The organism is Paenibacillus sp. SAF-068 (assembly GCF_051967555.1).
GTDB lineage: Bacteria > Bacillota > Bacilli > Paenibacillales > Paenibacillaceae > Paenibacillus.
In genome coordinates this window covers 2,246,193-2,264,874 of the sequence record NZ_JBQCJX010000001.1, presented here as the reverse complement: position 1 = coordinate 2,264,874, position 18,682 = coordinate 2,246,193, and the positions used below count along the sequence as shown (strand labels likewise).

Genomic DNA, 18,682 nt, shown 5'->3' with positions numbered 1-18,682 from the left:
AAGCCTTAATCCGTTTGTACGGGCAACTGTCCCTCAGCTTGCAGTTGACCAAGTATAACTTTGATCCCCGCAGACGTATTTGGCTCCTGCTTTCCATACACTGCAAGCCCTGAGCGCACGTTCTGCAAATAGATCATCTCGTAAGGGTTCCCAAGTGACAACAGCGTGTAACGCTGATTACTCATGTTCATTGCATTAATCAAAGTTTGATAATCGCTCCAACCGAACTGGCTGGCTACATTGCGGAATTGGTAAGAAGCAAGAATAACGTAGTCGGCCTTCCCCATTGCCTTTAGCGTTTCATTCATTTTCCCTGGTCCAACAATTGAAATTTCAGTCTTTAACGACAGGTTATTAGCGGATTGCAACAGTTGTTTTTCAAGCTGTTTCGCTTGTTCCTGCTCGGCTGCGACAATAACAACCCGGTCGCCTTGCTGAATGGGATCCGGAAGCTTACCTTCACGGCTGCTGAGTACGGTGACGGCTCGCTCTGCGATTGTCTGCTCCACCGCTCGGTGCTCCTTCGAGCCGATGATACCGTTGAGCTGATTTAGCTTTTGCGCAAGAGTTTGGTTGCGTTCAAACAAACCATATTTCGCTTTCAGCTCCATAATTCGTTTCACAGATGCATGTATGGTTTCATCCTTGATCGTTCCATTGTTCACCGCATTCACCAGCGTTCGATGGGCCGCTGCTGAGTCTTTTGGCATAAGGATGATATCAACACCTGCGGAAACGGCGCGTTCTACCGATTGATTCTCCCCAAAATGCTCCGCTATGGCATTCATGGTGAATGCATCGGAAATGATGAGCCCTTCATATCCCATCTCTTCGCGAAGAAGTCCTGTCAGTACTTTTTTCGATAAGGTCGCAGGAATCGGCACACGTTCACCGTCTTTGAGCGAAGTGACCTGTTCGTTATCGATGGCAGGAAAAGCAATATGTGCGGTCATAATCATCTCTACCCCGTTTTCAATCGCGGCCCGAAACGGTTTTAATTCTACCGCATCAAGTCGCTCGCGGTTATGAGTTAGTACCGGCATTCCGAGATGGGAGTCGACCTTCGTATCTCCGTGTCCTGGAAAATGCTTCACTGCTGCCATCACCCCGGATTGACGCAAGCCCTGTATGGATGCCAGACCAAGCCGCGTTACCAAATCCGCATTTGAGCCAAACGAACGCATACCAATGATGGGGTTATCTGGATTGCTGTTAATGTCCAGCACTGGCGCAAAATTGATCTGAAGTCCCAGTGCTTTCAGCTCTTCCCCTGTCAGCTGACCTGCTGCCTCGGCCAGCGTTGCATCCCCAGTTGCACCAAGTGCCATCTGACCTGGCAGGTTCGTTCCGCCTGGTATTCGCTTAATCACGCCACCTTCTTGGTCGATGCTGAGAAATAGCGGAATGTCACCTGCTTCTCTTTGTATATCATATGTGAACGTTGTAAGCTGTCTCACATCGACAATATTTTTCTCAAAAAGTATAAGTCCGCCCAAGTCTTGATCATGGATGCTGCGTTTCAATCCCTCATTAACAGTCGTCGTCGCTCTACCGTTCCATTGCCTAATATCAGGCATCAGCATCTGACCCACTTGCTCGCTTACCGTCATATAGGATATTAGCTTATCCCAATCTTGCGTCCGAATGGCCGCTTCGCGTTCGAAGCGAATGACTCTCGCCATGAATACGGCATATTCAGCACGCGTGACAGCTTGATTCGGACGGAAAGTGGCACCCGCATAACCACCGACCAAACCGTTGGAACTCATGATAAGAATAGGTGCTGCTGCCCAATGCAAGTCCGTATCGTTCCATTTTGCGGAATGCTTACCTTCCGCGAGTGAATATGCCCGTGTAAGGAAGGCCGCAGTCTCTGCGCGGCTAAGCGGTGCGTCTGGACGAAAGGTTCCGTTAGGGAAACCGCTCGCAAGTCCATTTTTGGCAGCTATCATAATTTCTCGATGGAAGGGGTGTGTCGTTGGAACATCCGCATAGGTTGTGCCTTCCACCGCTTTTTGAAGCTGATCTGGATAAAGCTCCCGCACCATAAAAGTGACGGCTTGTGCCCTTGTTACAAGTGCTTCCGGCTTGAATATCCCATTGCCGTATCCGGCTACAGTTCCCCGTTTCGCCATGTAAGTGATGCCATCCTCTGCCCACTTTGAATGCTTAAGATCAACAAAGGTTTCTTCGGCAGCTGCCGATCCCACCCCTATAAGCATAGAGCCTAGAACGGCACCAATCATCGTCATCCATTTTGCATGCATTTGTTTCACTCCTGTTGCTATTCTATGGATGAATAGACGCTACTACCGTATATTTTGTTGCGTTTTAATTATTTAATGAGATGATATGCAGGTCATAACTATCCCTTCACACCACCAATCGTCATGCCCTGTACAAAGTATTTCTGCAAGAACGGATACACCATCAGAATGGGCACACTTGCAATAATGGTCATCGTCGCTCGAATCGAGGTTGGTGTAACCGCCGTTGCATTGCTCTCCGCAGACTGATAAGCATCACTTGCTGATGAAGTTGCTGAGGTCGTCGAAGTTTGCAGGATCTTCATCAATTCGTATTGCAACGTACTTAATTCTTTATTGGAAGAGTTGTACAGGAATACATCAAACCAGGAATTCCATTGTCCAACCGCTACAAAGAGCGATACGGTTGCCATTGCAGGAATGGTTAGCGGCAGGACAACGCGGATAAATGTCGTGAACTCCCCTGCCCCGTCAATACGGGCTGACTCCAGAATGCCTTCAGGTAGACCTTCAATAAAGGAACGGATGACAATCATATTGAATACACCGATTACACCCGGAATAATATATACCCAGAAGGAACCGATCAATCCAAGGTCTCGAATCAGCAGATAACCGGGGATCAACCCACCGCTGAAGTACATGGTGAATACAAAAAACATCGTAACAAACTTGCGAAGCACAAATTCCTGACGACTAACCGTATATGCAAGCATGGCTGTACAGAATACGGAGACAACGGTCCCAATGACCGTACGCAGGGCCGAGATCAGAGTGGCGTGATAGATATCGGATTCTCCAAAAATGTATTTGTAATTGTCCAGTGTCCATACACGGGGCCATAGATATATTCCGCCCCGAATGGCATCGTTCGCATTGTTGAAGGATACGGCAATCATATTAACAAAGGGATAGATCGTCACAATCATCAGACATAACATGAAGATCATGTTAATGGTGTCAAACGCTCGATCCCCGGTGCTGCTATTACGCAAGCGGGATGTGTTTCCTTTTCGCATGGCATAGGCCTCCTTTTAGAATAGTCTGCTCTCTCCCATTTTTTTCGCTATATAGTTTGCGGAGAAAAGGAAGATGAAGCTGACCACAGTTTTGAATATGCCTGCTGCTGTACCCAAGGAAAAGTTCCCCATCCCTAATCCATATTTCAGCACAAAGATGTCCAGATTCTCCGAATAGTCCATATTCATCCCGTTACCCAGCAGATATTGTGGTTCAAATCCGGATTCCAGAATACTTCCCATGTTCATGATCAACAAGATCACAATAACCGGTTTCAAGCCAGGCAATGTGATATATAACATCCGTTTGAAGCGACTGGCTCCATCAATCTCGGCAGCCTCATATTGTGCTGGATCAATCGCTGTAATTGCTGCCAGATAGATAATGGTGTTCCACCCGACATCTTTCCACACCTCGGTTGCCCCCAGAATACCCCAGAAATATTCACCTTTCCCCATCCATAGTACCGGACTGTCAATTAGATGAAGCTTCATTAACAACAGATTGATAATTCCGTCTGGTGACAGTACGGTTAATACAATGCTGGAGGCAACAACCCATGAAATAAAGTGAGGCAGATAACTCACGGTTTGCACAAAGCGTTTAAATATGACATTTTTCAGTTCATTCAACAAGAGGGCCAGTGTAATTGCTGTTACAAATCCCAACACCAGTTTAATGGAACTCATGACAAGCGTATTGCGCAGCACCCGGTAGAAGGTATTGTCTTCAAATAACGTACTAAAATGTTGCCAGCCTACCCATTGCTGATCCGAGAAGGACCTCGCCGGTTTGAAATTCTGAAAAGCCATGGTCCATCCCCATAGCGGCAGGTACTTGAAGATAAAAGCCCAGATGACAAAAGGAATACACATCCAGGCAAGCGTTCGTTGCTGCACAAGTCGCTTGAAAAACGAGTGTGCTCTCTTTCCCTTCGGACTCGGCGCTTGCGGCATCGAGTTAAAGGAGACATTCGGTTTCTCCACGGTGAACCTGCTCCTTCCTAGGCTATTACCATTTTCCTGCGACACGATCCTTCACAACTTTGGTAATGGTCGCTTCATAACCAGCTTTGTCCAATTTGTTCAATTCAGCCATGTAAGCATCCCACAGCTTATCAAAATTCGAGGGTGCTCCCAAGATCATTTCCGGTAAGTATTTACGTTGCAGATCATCCGATTTGGTGGTGAAGATCTGTTCAGGTGATCCTTGCTCAAGGGCGATGGACCACGCGGGGAACCATGGCCGCTCTTCCGGTTTGTTAAATAATTCACTAAAGGTTTGAATACCGTAGGCTTCAAGGAATTTCTTGTCTCCCTCGGTGTAAGATGCAGCGGCTACTTCCGGCTGGTTGCCAGGGCTATAAGCGTTACCATCGGTTAGTGTAGATTCTCCGCCATATCGCGGCCAGTCTGTCCCAAAGTAGGTGAACCCGAATTTACGGCTGAGCTCCAGATCATCATGAGCCTTGCGTTGATCTTCATTTGCATAATAGAATCGGCCCTTTTCATCCACACTGTACGTCTCATCCTTGATTCCCCATTGCACCAGAACCTGATTCTCTTCCTTCAGCAAATTATCGAAATATTTGATGATCCGAACAGGGTCTTTGGCATTCACCGAGATACCTGTTGCATAGTTGTTGACGAAGCCGGGAGGATCCACATACTGATCCTTGATTCCTTCATCAAACACAATCGGAAGTGGAGCGTATCGCTTCTCATCAATGCCTGCCGAGAGCAGGTTTTTCGACGCATCCCCAATTTGCCAGCCATAATTGAAATATCCTAACACACGACCAGAAGTCAGCTTGGCCAAGTACTGATCTTTGTTCATCGTAAAGGATTCCGGATCAAGCATGCCTTGCGCATTGATCTCATTTAACTTCTGAACCCATTTTTTCTGAGCATCTGTTCCGGCAACGACTTTCGCTTCATGGGTAGTCATGTCTACCATGACACTGCCATCGTTCGGATAACCGGCAAGATGCATGGCTGGATTTTGCAGTGTGAAGAAGTTATTGGCCACACCTGCAAGTGACACAAATCCGATCGTATCCGCACCATCAACCGTTGGATGTTTTTCCTTGTAATCCTGAATCAGATCAAAGTATTCATCGAGTGTAGTAATCTTGGGATAGTTGAACTCCTTGAGAACAGAACGCTGAATCCAAAAGGCTCCCCCGCCCACATTGGGACTACCTGAATACTCACCCTGATTAGCCGTATAAGGCAGGGCATAGATCTTTCCGTCTTCTGCATTCTTCATTTTATCGAAGTATGGTCCATATACCCTTTTGATATTAGGGCCGTATTCCTCAATCAGATCATCCAGCGGAATATAGGCCCCCGCATCCAGCAACTTGGACATCTCGCCACTGGAGCTAATGACATCAGGATAATCTCCACTGGCAATCATGACACCGGCTTTTGTTGCACTATCACCTACCAGATATTCCAACTTCCAGTCCACACCCGTTTGCTCTTGCAACGCTTTACCGATTGTTGTTTCGCTTGCCAGAGTATCCTTCTTGCCTGGTGAGAACATGTAATACGAGAATGTGACTGGACTGTTCTCCTCATCACCTGTAGCTGAGGGTGATGTTGACGAATTGTTCTGACTGCAGCCAGCCAGCAAAACGGTCAGTAATACAGCTAAACTTGCTATTCTAAATTTCGCTTTTAACATGTAAATATTCCCCCGTTCCGTATGGTCTCTATGGATTACACTCACCATTTGCCAGCTACACGATCCTTCACTGCCTGTGTTATCGTAGCTTCATATGTTTGCTTGTCCAGTTGATTCAATTGACCCATATACTCATTCCACGTATTCTCGAAAGTGGAAGGCGAATCCATAATCATTTTGGGTAAGTATTTCTTCTGGAGATCTTCTGCCTTGGTAATGAAAATCTGTTCAGGAGAGCCTTGCTCCAGTGCAATGGACCATGCAGGAGACCAAGGACGCTCATCCGGCGTGCTGAATAATTCTGTGAATGTCTCCACGCCATATTTCTCTAACAACAACTTGTCACCATCCGTGTAGGTAAAGGTAGCCACCTCTGGCTGATTTCCTGGTCCATAGGCGTTGCCATCTTCCAGTACGGAGTTATTTCCGTAACGGGGCCAGCTGTAATTAAAATAGTCAAAGCCGAATTTACGGCTTAATTCCGGATCTTCATGTGCTTTGCGTTGGTCATCATTCTCGAAATAAAAACGGCCCTCATCATTCACACTATACGTCTCGTCCTCAATGCCCCATTGAACCAGAATCTGGTTTTCTTCCTTGAGCAGATTATCAAAATATTTAATAATTCTCACGGGATCTTTGGCATTAACGGTAATTCCAACACCATAGTTGTTCACAAATCCTGGCGGGTCCACATACTGGTCTTTGACGCTGTCATCAAATACGATCGGCAGAGATACGTACCGTTTATCATCAATACCAGCCTTCTTGAGGTTGTTCGTTGCGTCGCCAACCTGCCAGGAATAACTGAAGTACCCCAGCACCCGACCGGATGTCAACTTGGCAAGATACTGATCCTGGTTCATTGTGAAAGATTCGGGATCAAACAATCCCTGTGCATTAACCTCGCTTAGCTTCTGAATCCATTGTTGCTGATAATCAGATCCGGCTACCAGTTTGGCTTCATGGCTCTGCATATCCACCATGACACTGCCATCGTTCGGATAACCTGCCAGATGCATGGCCGGATTTAGCAGGGTGAAGAAGCTGCCCGATTCACCTGCAAGTGTGGCGAAGCCAATCGTTTCTTTTCCATCGATCTGCGGATACTTTTGCTTGTATTGCTCAATCAAATCAAAATATTCGTCCAGCGTTTTGATCTTGGGGTAGTTAAACTCTTTGAGCACAGCCCGCTGAATGTAGAAGCCTGTCTGGAAGTTAGGCTCTGACACATAACCGATGTTGGCAGTGTATGGCAAGAAATATATCTTTCCATCCTGCTGTCTGAATTTGTCCATATAAGGCCCGTATACTCTCTTGATGTTCGGCCCGTATTGATCGATCAGTTCATCCAGGGGAATAAAAGATCCTGCATCCATCAACTTGGCCATTTCACCACTGGAGTCGATGATGTCGGGGTAATCCCCGCTCGCAATCATTACACCTGCCTTGGTTGCACCGTCGCCGACCAGATATTCCATTTTCCAGTCAACGCCTGTTTGTTCCTGTAGCTTCTTGCCAATGGTCGTGCTGCTTGCCAGAGTGTCTTTCTTGCCACCGCCAAATGTGAAATATTTGAAGGTGACCGGGGTGTTGTCATTACTGTCTGGATAAGAGGCTTCCGGACTGGCTTTATTGCAACCCGCCAGCGTTACGGCCAGTAAAATGGCCAGACCTGTTATAATGTTCTTTTTTCCGAACATGTAGCTAATGCCCCCTTAACGTATGGTTAGTATCTTTAAGCCTTCTCAATATATCAAGATAGCGCTTTCAAAGTTACCCATGAAAGTGTACATCCTACTTTGAAAAGTATATCCCTCGCAATTAGTCGCCTGGCATGGATGATACATCAAGTGGAAGCTGAATTTGGATATGCGTTCCTTCTCCTTCCCATGTCTGGATGACGAATGAAAAGTGATTCTTATAGCAAAGTTTTAAGCGACTATACGCATTCTTCATGCCAACATGCTCTCCCATATCGGTGTTCTGACCCAGGTAGCTCAGCAACTCTTCCAATTTTGCTTGTGACATGCCTATACCGTTATCCGTTAGTCTGATCAGGAGCTGCCCATTTCCCGTTGAAACGATGAGTTGAATGATGCCTACACCCGGAGATGACTCAATACCATGAATACTTGCATTTTCCACAAAGGGGAGGATTACCATCTTCGGGATTCGGTACATCAGTATCGCAGGATCAGCTTCAATGTGGTATTGGAGTTTTTCGCCAAAGCGATATTTCTGGATTTGCAAAAAGCTCTCGATGAGTTCCAATTCCTCCTTCACTGTCACATCATTCTGATTCCAACTAATCGACTTGCGAAACATCTTGGCCATGTGATGCACGATTTTGGCGGTCTCTTTCTCTCCTTTGATAAGGCTCCGCATACGCACTGATTCCAAGGTATTAAACAAAAAGTGAGGGTTGATCTGGCTATGAAGTGCATGAAGCTGCGCTTGCTGCTGCTTTAGCTCCAAGTCTTTCTTTTGGATGTCAGCGAGATATACCTCATGAATCAGGTTATGAATCGTCTCGGTCATTCGATTAAATTCCATCGTGAGTTGACCTATTTCATCTCTTGCATCTTCAGGCGGAATCGTCTGGAAATTCTGTGTTTTTACTTTTTTCATATGTTTCAGAATACGCACCAGCCTGACATGAATGGTTCTGGACATCGTCGCGATGATGATGGAAGGCAAGACAAAATTAATGCAAGCAAGCCAAACCACGAAGGAACGGGACTTCCGTACCTCTTTCAGGACAATTTCTTCATCCATGACGCCATGCAGGGACCACCCTTCCAGATAGTTAATACCTGTATACGTAAGTTCAAAGGGAATCATTTTGTGCGGAAACTGGATCTCGCTATAACGTTTCCCTATCTGAGATGCTTCTGCTGTAGAATCATTTGAGAATTGGATGTGTCCTCCCGGATCAAGAAGATACACTTTTCCGTCAAATCCGCTGTTGTGAAAATACGTCTTGATCATATCCATGTTCAGGTCAATTTTAAGTAACTGCTCTCTCCCCCCAGTGTCAAAACTGTCGAGCCGTTGAACCAGACTTAACATCTGATCCGTTGAGATCAGTGCGGGATAAGGAGCGGAGTATGCCTGAAATTGAACGTACCAGTTAGAACTTCGGACCTGGTCAGTTAAACGATCAATATAACCGGAAGATAAAATGGTAGAATTATCGGTATACACTTGATACCAGCGAATCCCCTGATTCAATTGACCGGAGAATTGCCCTTTCAGGTACGAATTATAAGCGTCAATGTACTCAAAATGACTTCGAAATGAACGAGAGATGGTGTCATTGAATACAGGATCCATATATAACGAGTAAGAGAGACCGACACCCTGATCGATGGTTACCCGCAGATCATTCTTCAGATTGTTCAAGGCCATGTCGGCATCACGAGTTTTCTGACTACGAATATTGGCAGATGTGACATTGTAGAACACCACATTGGTAACAACGATGGGAATAAACACGGACAGGACATACATCAGCAGTAGTTTATCTCGAAGCTTCATGTAGTTCAGGTTCCATCTTGGCATTGTGCACCTCGCTGCTCATTTCCCATAAGGAGATTGCGATACTCTGTAGGCGATAACTTAACCAGTTTCTCAAACTGGGTTACAAAATAATCTGCATTCTGAAATCCTACGCGTGCAGCAACCTCGTACATTCTCAGATCTGTCTGACGCAGTAACTTCTTCGCCTCATGAATCCGCAGGTTCAGCAAGTAGTCATTGAAGTATTGATTGTAGCTTTTGCGGAATAACCGCCCAAGATATACGGGATTCATGTAGAATAGTGCAGCGATGCTTTTGAGATTGATGTTCTCTGTATAATTTGCATCAATATATCGTTTGATCTTGCTGATGTCCCCTTTGGATCGCTCCATCCGCAAATGAGAGACATAATCCTCGGCTTCCTCCAGCGCGATGAGAAAAGCATTCTTCAATAGTCGTAAATTCCAACCTTCATGACTTTGCTGCGCCAGTTCCTTTAGCTGCTGCAGCCCTTCATCATTACCACCCATTTCGTGAACAACAGCGAGAATACCCGTAATACAGCGCAATAGAGAACCCGATACAGCCTGAGGAGAAAATCGATTCTTATGAAACAATTTGAAATTCTCTTCTACCATTTTGTGATAGGCAGGTCTATTCCCCTCTTCCAGGCTCAAGATTAATTGATCCACCTCGTCTTGGTATACATTGAAAACAAACAACGGTTTGTCCTTGATCTCCGTATAACACACGACACCACCGATTTCCGCATACTTATGCTTGGCTGCTTCTTCAGCCGCCATAAGGGATTGTGGGACATCACCGATTTCTTTGACAAGCGTTCCTGCGTAAAGGCCGATGTCCAGGTTCAACCTTTTGCTCAGTGTTATATGAATACTATGCAGTTTATCTTGTAACGCCGAGCCCGCTCGATCATGTTTAGGCAACAATAGTAATAACGCAAACATGCCGCGTTGTTGCTCACTGATAAACATTTTACATACATTGCTCTCCGAAGAATGTATTACTTCACGTAGTTGTTCAATGGTGATTTTAATTTCGTCTAATCCTGTCTGAAGTTCAATCAATGTCATGAGCAGGCTGGAACTACGATTGATCCCTAACATCTCGGCATATCGTTGTTCATCCTCCTGCTGTACATGGCCTTTGATCATATCCTCCAGCATGATGTTACTGGCTTGTTCCTCAGCCAAGAGCATATGTTTTCGTTTATCGCCAATGAGATTAGCCGACTTCTGCAACGTCGCTGTCAGTTCTTCATCATCAATAGGTTTCAAAATATAGTCTTGAACACCATACCGGATGGCCTGCTGTGCATATTTGAAGTCATGATATCCACTGATGATAATGAACACAGGTTCCAGATGCGGCATTTTCTCTACGGCCCGTATAAGTTCCAGTCCGTCCAGGATCGGCATACGGATATCCGTTATAATCACGTCTGGTTGCAGGCGTTCAATCAGATTCAGTGCCTCAACACCGTTCTCTGCCTCTCCGATAATCTCCATATCAAGATCAATCCAATTTATAAGTTCATATAGCCCCTTTCGTACATACATCTCGTCATCTACCAGTAATATTTTTAACATCGATGTGTCCCCTCTCCTCCAACGAAAATAAACCGCCGGTAGCAAGTTCTCCCTATCGGCGGAATCCAATATGTTTTTTTGCCTGCAAACCCTTATGAAGAAGTGCCTCGGCAGAAACTAGGGCCCCACCTGGGAGCGCTTGCAAAAATTACGCTCAAATATGTAATATGCTTACATTTTATAGGTTGCGATCTGTAATTTCATTGCATAGATCGTTATATTTATTGCGCGAAAGGACTATTAAGGACATTGACACCACACCAAAAAGCCATTGATTCAGCTTGAATCAATAGCTTTTTCTTAGCTATGAAAAGAAAAAGAGCGAATTCAGCCGACAATTTTGTCGGCCGATATTCGCTCATGTAAATTTACATTTTCTTATTGATTAATCCAATCGTATCCTTTCAATTCAATCATAGAATTGGGGCCAGGGAAGGTTAGTTCCATTGTGTGTTCCTGATAGGATACGGTTACTCTTGATTCTTCAATAGAGCGAATTCTCGCATTCAAGAGACGGCCCTTTTCCCATTCCAGATCTAATTCAAATCCGCCACGAGCCCGAATACCACGAATATAGCCTTTCGGCCACGCTGCAGGCAAAGCAGGTAACAATCTGATCACGTCGTCATGGCTCTGAAGAAGCATCTCTGCTATACCTGCAGTACCTCCAAAGTTCCCATCAATTTGAAATGGAGGATGGTCACAAAACAGATTGGGTAACGTAGAGGAACGTAGAAGTTCCACGATGTTATCGTGCGCAAGTTCCGACTCTTCTAATCGTGCCCACATGTTGAGAATCCACGCCCTGCTCCATCCTGTATGTCCGCCCCCGTGTTCCAATCTTCTGTTGAGTGTTACGCGAGCTGCTACAGCCAGATCAGGCGTTGATTGCAACGTAATTTGCGTTCCTGGATGCAAAGCGAATAAATGGGAAATATGTCTGTGGCCAGGTTCCAATTCATCATAATCGTTACTCCACTCTTGGATCTGGCCATGTTTTCCAATGGAGGTCTCCGGTATTTTGGTTAAAGCATTACGGAGCACTTCTCCAAATTCCTGATCTTCCTGCAAGATCCGGGTACTTTCAATGCAACGCGTGAACAGTTCTCTAATAATCTGATTATCCATTGAAGCACCAAAACATAAAGCCCCCGACTCCCCATTATCTAATATATAGCGATTTTCCGGTGAGGACGAAGGACATATCACCCAATTGCCGGAAGGATCCTCGATTAGATAATCCAGAATAAACACCGCCGCATCTTTCATCGTGGAGTACACTTTCTTGAGAAAATGTACATCTTTATTATATTCGTAGTGGTCCCACAGATGTAACGAGAGCCATGCTCCTCCCATGGTCCAAAACGTCGATGTCATGCATACATCCTGCGGAGCAGCGTCTGCCCAAATATCCGAATTGTGATGAGCAACGAATCCCTTGCATCCATACATGGTTCTGGCGGTTTCCTTTCCTCGGACGTGCAGTCGATCTATAAAATCAAACAATGGAACGTGACATTCAGACAAATTACAGCTTTCTGCAGGCCAGTAATTCATCTGTGTATTAATATTAATTGTATATTTGCTATCCCATACTGGAAGCATGTCTTTATTCCATATCCCTTGAAGGTTTGCCGGTAAAGAACCTGGACGACTGCTTGAGATAAGCAGATAACGACCAAATTGAAAGTATAGACTCATCAGTTCCGGATCATGCTTGCCATCTTTAAGCCGTTCAAGACGCTGATTGATTGGAAGTTCAGAACATATGACCTCTTTATTTTCATCTTCGAGATGTATATCCATTTTTTTGAATAAAGCCTGATAGTCCGAGACATGATTGGCGAGCAGTTCGCTGTATGGCTTGGTTGAAGCGGCCTCAATTCTTCGGAGGCACTCCGCTTCGAGTTGTTCTTTGGGTACTCGGAAATCCGTGCAAGCCGAGATTAGAATAGTCGCTGAATTACCATCCTTCAGTGAGAGCTGACCGCTTGAATAATGAATCTGCCCCCCTTCGGACATAAGGCGAATCCCGCAACAAAATCGAATTCCTTCTTCTCCTCCACTTCTTCCCCGGATGATCACGTCATTCGTTCCACGCTTTTCGATTCGGTCCAGATTGGATTGGAACCCAACAGGATGTTTAAGACTACTGGACCAGTGTGTTGATTTCAGAACAGTTCCCCTGCCAAAAATAGTGGAGAACGATAACTTTCCCGGTACGCTGGATTTGAGATGTACAACAAGTACTTGATCCGGGTAGCTGGCAAAAAAATCACGGGTATAAATGGATTGATCTGCGATATAGTTTACGTTTACCTTGCCTTGTTCCAGATCGAGATATCGTTGATATTCATTCGGTTCTCGTTCACCATGATCCATAGCCATATAGAAATCCCCTAATGGCTCATAATGCCTTTGTCCGTCAGGAACTCCTACCAGAGTAACTGCCGCGAGTTCTTCTGCTTCCCCAATCTTGCCATCAAAAATCAGGTTTCTGATCTGAGATAAAGATTCAAATGCTTGAGGATTATTCCGCTGCATCGGACCACCATACCACAGACTATCTTCATTGAGCTGAATTCTCTCGATCTGTGTTTCCCCAAAAATCATTCCGCCAAGAGTTCCATTCCCGATAGGCAATGCCTCTTCCCATACTCCAGCAGGTTGATTAAACCAGATTTTGTTAGTCATTACATCGAACCCTCCAACGAATTATAATTCTAAATTTTTCGTATGTAGTGTGTTCCGTTTATATGTTGTTTCAGTGTACCTCAAGCTTAATAGTAACGAAATGAACAAAACTAACTTGAATTATCATAATTCTATCCCAGCTTTCCGTCTTCAACTTGTTTAATAAAATTCAAAAAAGCCGCTATAAAGCGACTTTTCATATATTTCTTTGTCCTACCTATTTCAGATCAAAGGTTCAGGGAATTAGAATTCAATCCCTTCGCCAGGCTCAAGAACCTGTCCTACCCCGTTCGGAAGTAGTTCAACGAAGGAATGGGGATCTTGCTGTATAAGCGGAAATGTATTGAAATGTATCGGCACGACTTGTTTCGCTTGAAGCCAATCTGTGGCGAGCGCAGCGTCTTCCGGTCCCATGGTATGGTTATCTCCAATTGGCAGAAAAGCCAAATCAATATCGTTGCGCTCCCCAATCACTTTCATATCGTAAAAGAGACCCGTATCTCCTGCATGGTATATCGTTTTGCCTTCAGAAGAAAACAAAATCCCGGTAGGCATCCCCGTGTAGATGATCGTTTGGGCCTGGGGGTTTACATAACTTGAGCTATGGAATGCTTGAGTCAGTTTCACTTTTCCAAAGTCAAATGTGTACGCTCCGCCAATGCTCATTGGATGAGTTCGGACGCCCTCCCAGCCTAACATGTCAGCAAGTTCTGGAGAAGCAATGACCAATGCATCATTTCGTTTTGCGATGGCCACCGTGTCGCCTACATGATCCCCATGTCCATGAGTTAACAGGATCACATCCGCTTGCACGGTAGCCGCATTAAGATCTGTGTTGGAGTTGCCTGTAATAAACGGATCAATCAAAATGGTCTTGCCGTTTGTCTCAATTTTCACAACAGAATGTGCATGATAAGATATTTTCATTGACAGAGTCTCCTCTTAATGTGACGATTTTTCCACAGTTAGTGCGCGTACGCTGCTTGTATTTATTTAGGTGCTTAGAATTCTGTAGCTGCGTTCCTTGCTTTTTCAATTGCATCAGCTTTGATCTGTGGGGCACGATCTCCCGCTGTGGAGATGCCTTCCACGAACAGGTTGTCGAAGTCAGTAATACCTACGAAGTTCAGGACTGTTTTCAAATGACGGCTGGCATTCTCCCGATCAGCTATAGGACCTTCTGAGTAAACACCTCCAGTAGCCTGGATATGGAATGCTTTTTTGTTCTCAAGCAAACCGACAGGACCATTCTCAGTGTATTTGAATGTTTTTGCTCTAACACAGAAGGAATCAATGTAGGCTTTCACTATAGGTGGGTAAGAGAAGTTCCACATAGGTGTAACGAACACGTATTTGTCTGCTGCTACGAATTCCTCAAGCAAGTTATTCAATTGAGTAATCTTTTGCTGTTGCGGAGCTGTCAGTTGATCAAACGAACCACCGGTTTGCAATGTGCCCCAAGCGCTAAATACATCAGCATCAATCTGGGGAATGTCACGTTCATACAGATCTACACGTACAACCTTGTCTTCAGGGTTGCTTTCTTGGTAAGATCGTACAAATTGTTCTCCGACGGACAGGCTATACGAAGCTTCAGGGTTACCTGGGTGAGCTGTAATATACAGTAGTGTTGACATGATTATATCTTCCTCTCGTTTAAACATTTTTTTTATCTTGAATCTTGCAAGTTGTAAAATTAAGCGATGAATGGGGCGAGCCCATTCCCATATGACCAGTTTTCTTTGGTAACTTCAATCAGATTGATGAATACATCTTCTTTACGAATGCCATTCTTCTGATTCAGCTGCTCGGCAAGTACCGTATAGAACTCTTTCTTCACTTCGTCAGAACGACCGGCGTTCAAAGTAATCTGAACAATGAGGAAACCGTCGCTTCTTTCGATATCCAGACAATTCGGATCAAAACTGAAATTTTCACGTTCCACTTCTTCAATGATCAGAAACCGATCGTTTGCAGGTACGTGCAGTTTATCCACGATCGTTTGCAGAACAACTTCACCGATCTGGGATTTCTCTTCACTTGAACGGCCTTTTATAGTAACGATGCGTGTTAATGGCATGTCCGTTGCCTCCTTGTTTGTTTTTGTTGATATGCTTTATTTTATCTGCTAAAATCCAGAACACGAATGTATATGAGTTCGTGTTTGTTCGTGTCTTAGTAGCTCAGACTATGAAATTCAGGTGATCATATGGTAGAAGGGCAATTTTCGAAAGATTGGCCTCATGAATGGATTAAAAAGATACGCTCCAGACCTGCGAGGCAGGGCCCTTCCAAACGGATGCGCCAGGTGGATCTGGCCAAGCGTGTCGGTGTTGACCCGCGTACCGTTCAACAATGGGAAAACGGAGATCGGCTTCCCAGCGTAGGTAACCTCAAGCGTATCATCCAGGCTTTTTGGGAAGAGGGACTTTTTCTGGAAAGCAACCCGCATCAAGAAGCGCAGGAACTCTGGTTTGCTGTTAAACGCTTCTCGGAAGCGCGGTCGGCAACTCATCGGGAATTTCCGGACTTTGACGTTAACTGGTTCGAAATGTTGGCGACTATGGAGAGAATGGTAGACGAACAAGCCAGCAGTATACCATCAACATCGATCAAAACGGCAAGTCGATTGCCAAAACTTCCCACACTCTTCGTTGGACGAAGCCACTCCCGAGAGGAGCTAAGGGAACGGTTACATGCACACGCTCTGGTTTCCATTATAGGGCCGGGAGGAATCGGCAAAACGTCTCTTGCCATTGAGACAGCTTCTACATTGGTGGAATTATATCCACAAGGGGTCTGGATGTTTGAATTCGGCAATATTACTGAACCACAAGGCTTGGGACAACTGCTTCTATCCACGCTGGGACTTCCAAATCAAGCAAAACGAACCGATATTCAAACCATGCTGGATGCGATCGCAGGACAAAAAATACTCTTTATTTTCGATAACTGCGAACATATTATTGATTCCGTTGCAGCAATGGCAGAATCTCTTTTGGCAGGAGCAGCGGGATTAACTATTCTTGCTACCAGCCGAGAGCCACTTAATATTTGGGGGGAGTCCGTCTACCGAATTCCACCGCTCACCTTCCCTGCGGATAATGATTCGCTAAATGCACTCTCCGAACGAGAGGTTCTGGACTTTGAAGCGGTGCAATTGTTTCTGGAACGGGCGCGTATGATTGCTCCCCAATTTCAGCCCACCCTGCCCAATCTCCGACTTGTTTGTTCCATTTGCAACAAGGTAGAGGGAATCCCGTTGGCCATAGAGCTTGCGGTTGCTAGAATGAATATGTTGACACTGGAACAGATCGATGAACGTCTGGCTAATCTGTTAACGTTGTTGACCACCGGCAAACGAACGGCAGCCCCTCGGCAGCAGACACTGAAATCCACGATCGATTGGAGTTATAATCTGCTTACAGGCAAGGAACGACTTTTGCTGAGGCGACTTAGTGTATTTGCAGGAGGGTTTACATTGGCAGCGGCGGAGGAAATCTGTATCTGTGAGCCCGGAATGCCTGATCGGGAAGATCGGATCACTCCGGAGGATATGCTTGATCTTCTATCCGGTCTTGTCAACAAATCCCTTGTATCCTATGAGATTGCCGCAGATTACGGCTTCGTTCGTTATTCCTTGCTGGAAGCAATTAAGGAATATGCCGCTGGCAAGCTACGTGAAGAATCGGAAGAATGCAAGCACCAGGCGCTCTTGGAGCGGCATGCTCGATATTACAATGAATGCCTGATTCGTGAAGAATCCAAGTTCAGAACTCATGAGCGAGAGGCTTGTATTGAAGAGGTGAGACGAGAGTATACCAATCTGCGCTCTGCTCTTCAATGGTCATATCAGCATAGCCGGACCTATGCGTTCGGGCTACATATGGTCTCACATCTTTATTGGTTCTGGCTTCACGAGGGTAGACTGAAGGAAGGTTTGTATTGGCTGGATCACTTTCTGGGCCAAGATGTGGATAATCAGCCGGCAGACGTGAATACTGCCAAAGCGTTGCATGGACAAGGTGTCATTCAATTCATACAGGGAAATATTGAATATGCCATAACGTCAGCAACACGTAGTGTTGAACTGGCCCGGGACCTGAAACTACACTCGCTCATGTCCTCTTCCCTTCGGTTACTCGCATTCATCCATATCAATCAAAAGCGTATTGAGAAAGCCCAGCCATTGGTTGAACAGAGTGTGGAAATGGCAAGAACAACGGGGGATTTATGGAATCTGGCATCCTCATTGCATGCGTACGGAAAACTCCAATTGGAGAAAAAGAACTATAGCGGAGCTTCTACACTTCTGAAAGAGAGTGTGCAGTTGTTTGAAGCGATCCAAGATCAATGGGAAGTATCGGGTCCATACGAGTGTCTGGGTCTCTCTGCCTTGAAACTTGGAGAACTCTCTCTCTCCATCGAATATTTCAAAAAAAGTATCGCTGCGAGTCAGATTTATCGAGGATCATGGGTACTTTCTCGGGGATTAGAAGGATTAGGCATCACACTATGTGCCAAGGGTAGGTTCTCTGAGGCCACGCTGCTTCTTGGTGCCGCTGAGAAAGGCCGCCACAGCTATGACAGGGAGAACATAGCGAACTTCCCAGTAGAACATCAGGAGACCGTGCTCATACTCCAGCAGGCTATGTCCGATCAGGAATTACACAGATGGTGGAGTATAGGTACAGAGATGACGCGAGCTCAAGCACTAGCTCATGCTTTGGAGATGTAGAGGGTTATATTGCATATCACCATGATTACCAAATCGAGCGCATGATTCCTTCGACGGTTCGAAGGAATCATGCGCTCGATTTGATTTTTAGAAGTTAATATGTGCATTATTCTTGTTCAACACCATTTCAGTTGGCAGAGCAT

12 protein-coding genes are annotated in these 18,682 nt (G+C 45.4%); 1 reads left to right on the top strand and 11 read right to left on the bottom strand.

All coding sequences use genetic code 11. The features are described 5' to 3' along the window. Positions 1 to 5: 5 nt before the first annotated feature. From ACTHPG_RS09885 to ACTHPG_RS09835, 11 genes are all read right to left on the bottom strand, one after another. Positions 6 to 2,267, bottom strand: a complete 2,262-nt coding sequence (locus tag ACTHPG_RS09885) for a glycoside hydrolase family 3 N-terminal domain-containing protein (protein WP_440389019.1) — start codon at positions 2,265 to 2,267, stop codon at positions 6 to 8. Positions 2,268 to 2,365: 98 nt separating this feature from the next. Continuing rightward, entirely contained in the window at positions 2,366 to 3,286 is a 921-nt protein-coding gene (locus ACTHPG_RS09880) for a carbohydrate ABC transporter permease (RefSeq protein ID WP_440389017.1), read from the bottom strand. A 15-nt stretch (positions 3,287 to 3,301) separates the two neighbouring features. Continuing rightward, entirely contained in the window at positions 3,302 to 4,243 is a 942-nt protein-coding gene (locus tag ACTHPG_RS09875) for an ABC transporter permease (protein WP_440390205.1), read from the bottom strand. A 55-nt stretch (positions 4,244 to 4,298) separates the two neighbouring features. Beyond that, positions 4,299 to 5,975 carry an ABC transporter substrate-binding protein gene (locus tag ACTHPG_RS09870; protein ID WP_440389016.1) on the bottom strand — a complete coding sequence of 559 codons (1,677 nt, stop codon included), beginning with the start codon at positions 5,973 to 5,975 and terminating at the stop codon, positions 4,299 to 4,301. 41 nt (positions 5,976 to 6,016) lie between these two features. Then, on the bottom strand, positions 6,017 to 7,678 hold the full coding sequence (locus ACTHPG_RS09865) for an ABC transporter substrate-binding protein (protein ID WP_440389015.1): 1,662 nt from the start codon (positions 7,676 to 7,678) through the stop codon (positions 6,017 to 6,019). 121 nt (positions 7,679 to 7,799) lie between these two features. Further along, entirely contained in the window at positions 7,800 to 9,539 is a 1,740-nt protein-coding gene (locus tag ACTHPG_RS09860; protein WP_440389014.1) for a sensor histidine kinase, read from the bottom strand. Beyond that, a complete protein-coding gene (locus ACTHPG_RS09855; RefSeq protein ID WP_440389013.1) occupies positions 9,521 to 11,107 on the bottom strand; it encodes a response regulator in 1,587 nt (528 codons plus the stop codon). Before ACTHPG_RS09855 ends, ACTHPG_RS09860 begins: the two co-directional genes overlap by 19 nt. Positions 11,108 to 11,485: 378 nt before the next feature. Continuing rightward, a complete protein-coding gene (locus tag ACTHPG_RS09850; protein ID WP_440389012.1) occupies positions 11,486 to 13,801 on the bottom strand; it encodes a glycoside hydrolase family 95 protein in 2,316 nt (771 codons plus the stop codon). A 243-nt stretch (positions 13,802 to 14,044) separates the two neighbouring features. Continuing rightward, positions 14,045 to 14,728 (bottom strand): metal-dependent hydrolase, encoded by a 684-nt coding sequence (locus ACTHPG_RS09845; protein ID WP_440389010.1) that lies wholly within the window; start codon positions 14,726 to 14,728, stop codon positions 14,045 to 14,047. Between the two features lie 74 nt (positions 14,729 to 14,802). Then, a complete protein-coding gene (locus ACTHPG_RS09840) occupies positions 14,803 to 15,438 on the bottom strand; it encodes an FMN-dependent NADH-azoreductase (RefSeq protein ID WP_440389009.1) in 636 nt (211 codons plus the stop codon). Positions 15,439 to 15,497: 59 nt separating this feature from the next. Then, positions 15,498 to 15,881, bottom strand: a complete 384-nt coding sequence (locus ACTHPG_RS09835; protein WP_440389008.1) for a tautomerase family protein — start codon at positions 15,879 to 15,881, stop codon at positions 15,498 to 15,500. Between the two features lie 129 nt (positions 15,882 to 16,010). Here ACTHPG_RS09835 and ACTHPG_RS09830 point away from each other — a divergent pair, with 129 nt between their 5' ends. Then, complete coding sequence (locus tag ACTHPG_RS09830; protein ID WP_440389006.1) at positions 16,011 to 18,539, top strand: tetratricopeptide repeat protein; 2,529 nt, start codon at positions 16,011 to 16,013, stop codon at positions 18,537 to 18,539. The last annotated feature ends 143 nt before the right edge of the window (positions 18,540 to 18,682 follow it).

Bases quoted from the DNA above. Each gene is read 5' to 3' on its own strand.
- ACTHPG_RS09855 (WP_440389013.1), bottom strand. From the start codon at position 11,107: ATGTTAAAAATATTACTGGTAGATGACGAGATGTATGTACGAAAGGGG.
- ACTHPG_RS09840 (WP_440389009.1), bottom strand. From the start codon at position 15,438: ATGTCAACACTACTGTATATTACAGCTCACCCAGGTAACCCTGAAGCT.
- ACTHPG_RS09850 (WP_440389012.1), bottom strand. From the start codon at position 13,801: ATGACTAACAAAATCTGGTTTAATCAACCTGCTGGAGTATGGGAAGAG.
- ACTHPG_RS09860 (WP_440389014.1), bottom strand. From the start codon at position 9,539: ATGCCAAGATGGAACCTGAACTACATGAAGCTTCGAGATAAACTACTG.
- ACTHPG_RS09865 (WP_440389015.1), bottom strand. From the start codon at position 7,678: ATGTTCGGAAAAAAGAACATTATAACAGGTCTGGCCATTTTACTGGCC.
- ACTHPG_RS09870 (WP_440389016.1), bottom strand. From the start codon at position 5,975: ATGTTAAAAGCGAAATTTAGAATAGCAAGTTTAGCTGTATTACTGACC.
- ACTHPG_RS09835 (WP_440389008.1), bottom strand. From the start codon at position 15,881: ATGCCATTAACACGCATCGTTACTATAAAAGGCCGTTCAAGTGAAGAG.
- ACTHPG_RS09830 (WP_440389006.1), top strand. From the start codon at position 16,011: ATGGTAGAAGGGCAATTTTCGAAAGATTGGCCTCATGAATGGATTAAA.
- ACTHPG_RS09875 (WP_440390205.1), bottom strand. From the start codon at position 4,243: ATGCCGCAAGCGCCGAGTCCGAAGGGAAAGAGAGCACACTCGTTTTTC.
- ACTHPG_RS09845 (WP_440389010.1), bottom strand. From the start codon at position 14,728: ATGAAAATATCTTATCATGCACATTCTGTTGTGAAAATTGAGACAAAC.
- ACTHPG_RS09885 (WP_440389019.1), bottom strand. From the start codon at position 2,267: ATGCATGCAAAATGGATGACGATGATTGGTGCCGTTCTAGGCTCTATG.
- ACTHPG_RS09880 (WP_440389017.1), bottom strand. From the start codon at position 3,286: ATGCGAAAAGGAAACACATCCCGCTTGCGTAATAGCAGCACCGGGGAT.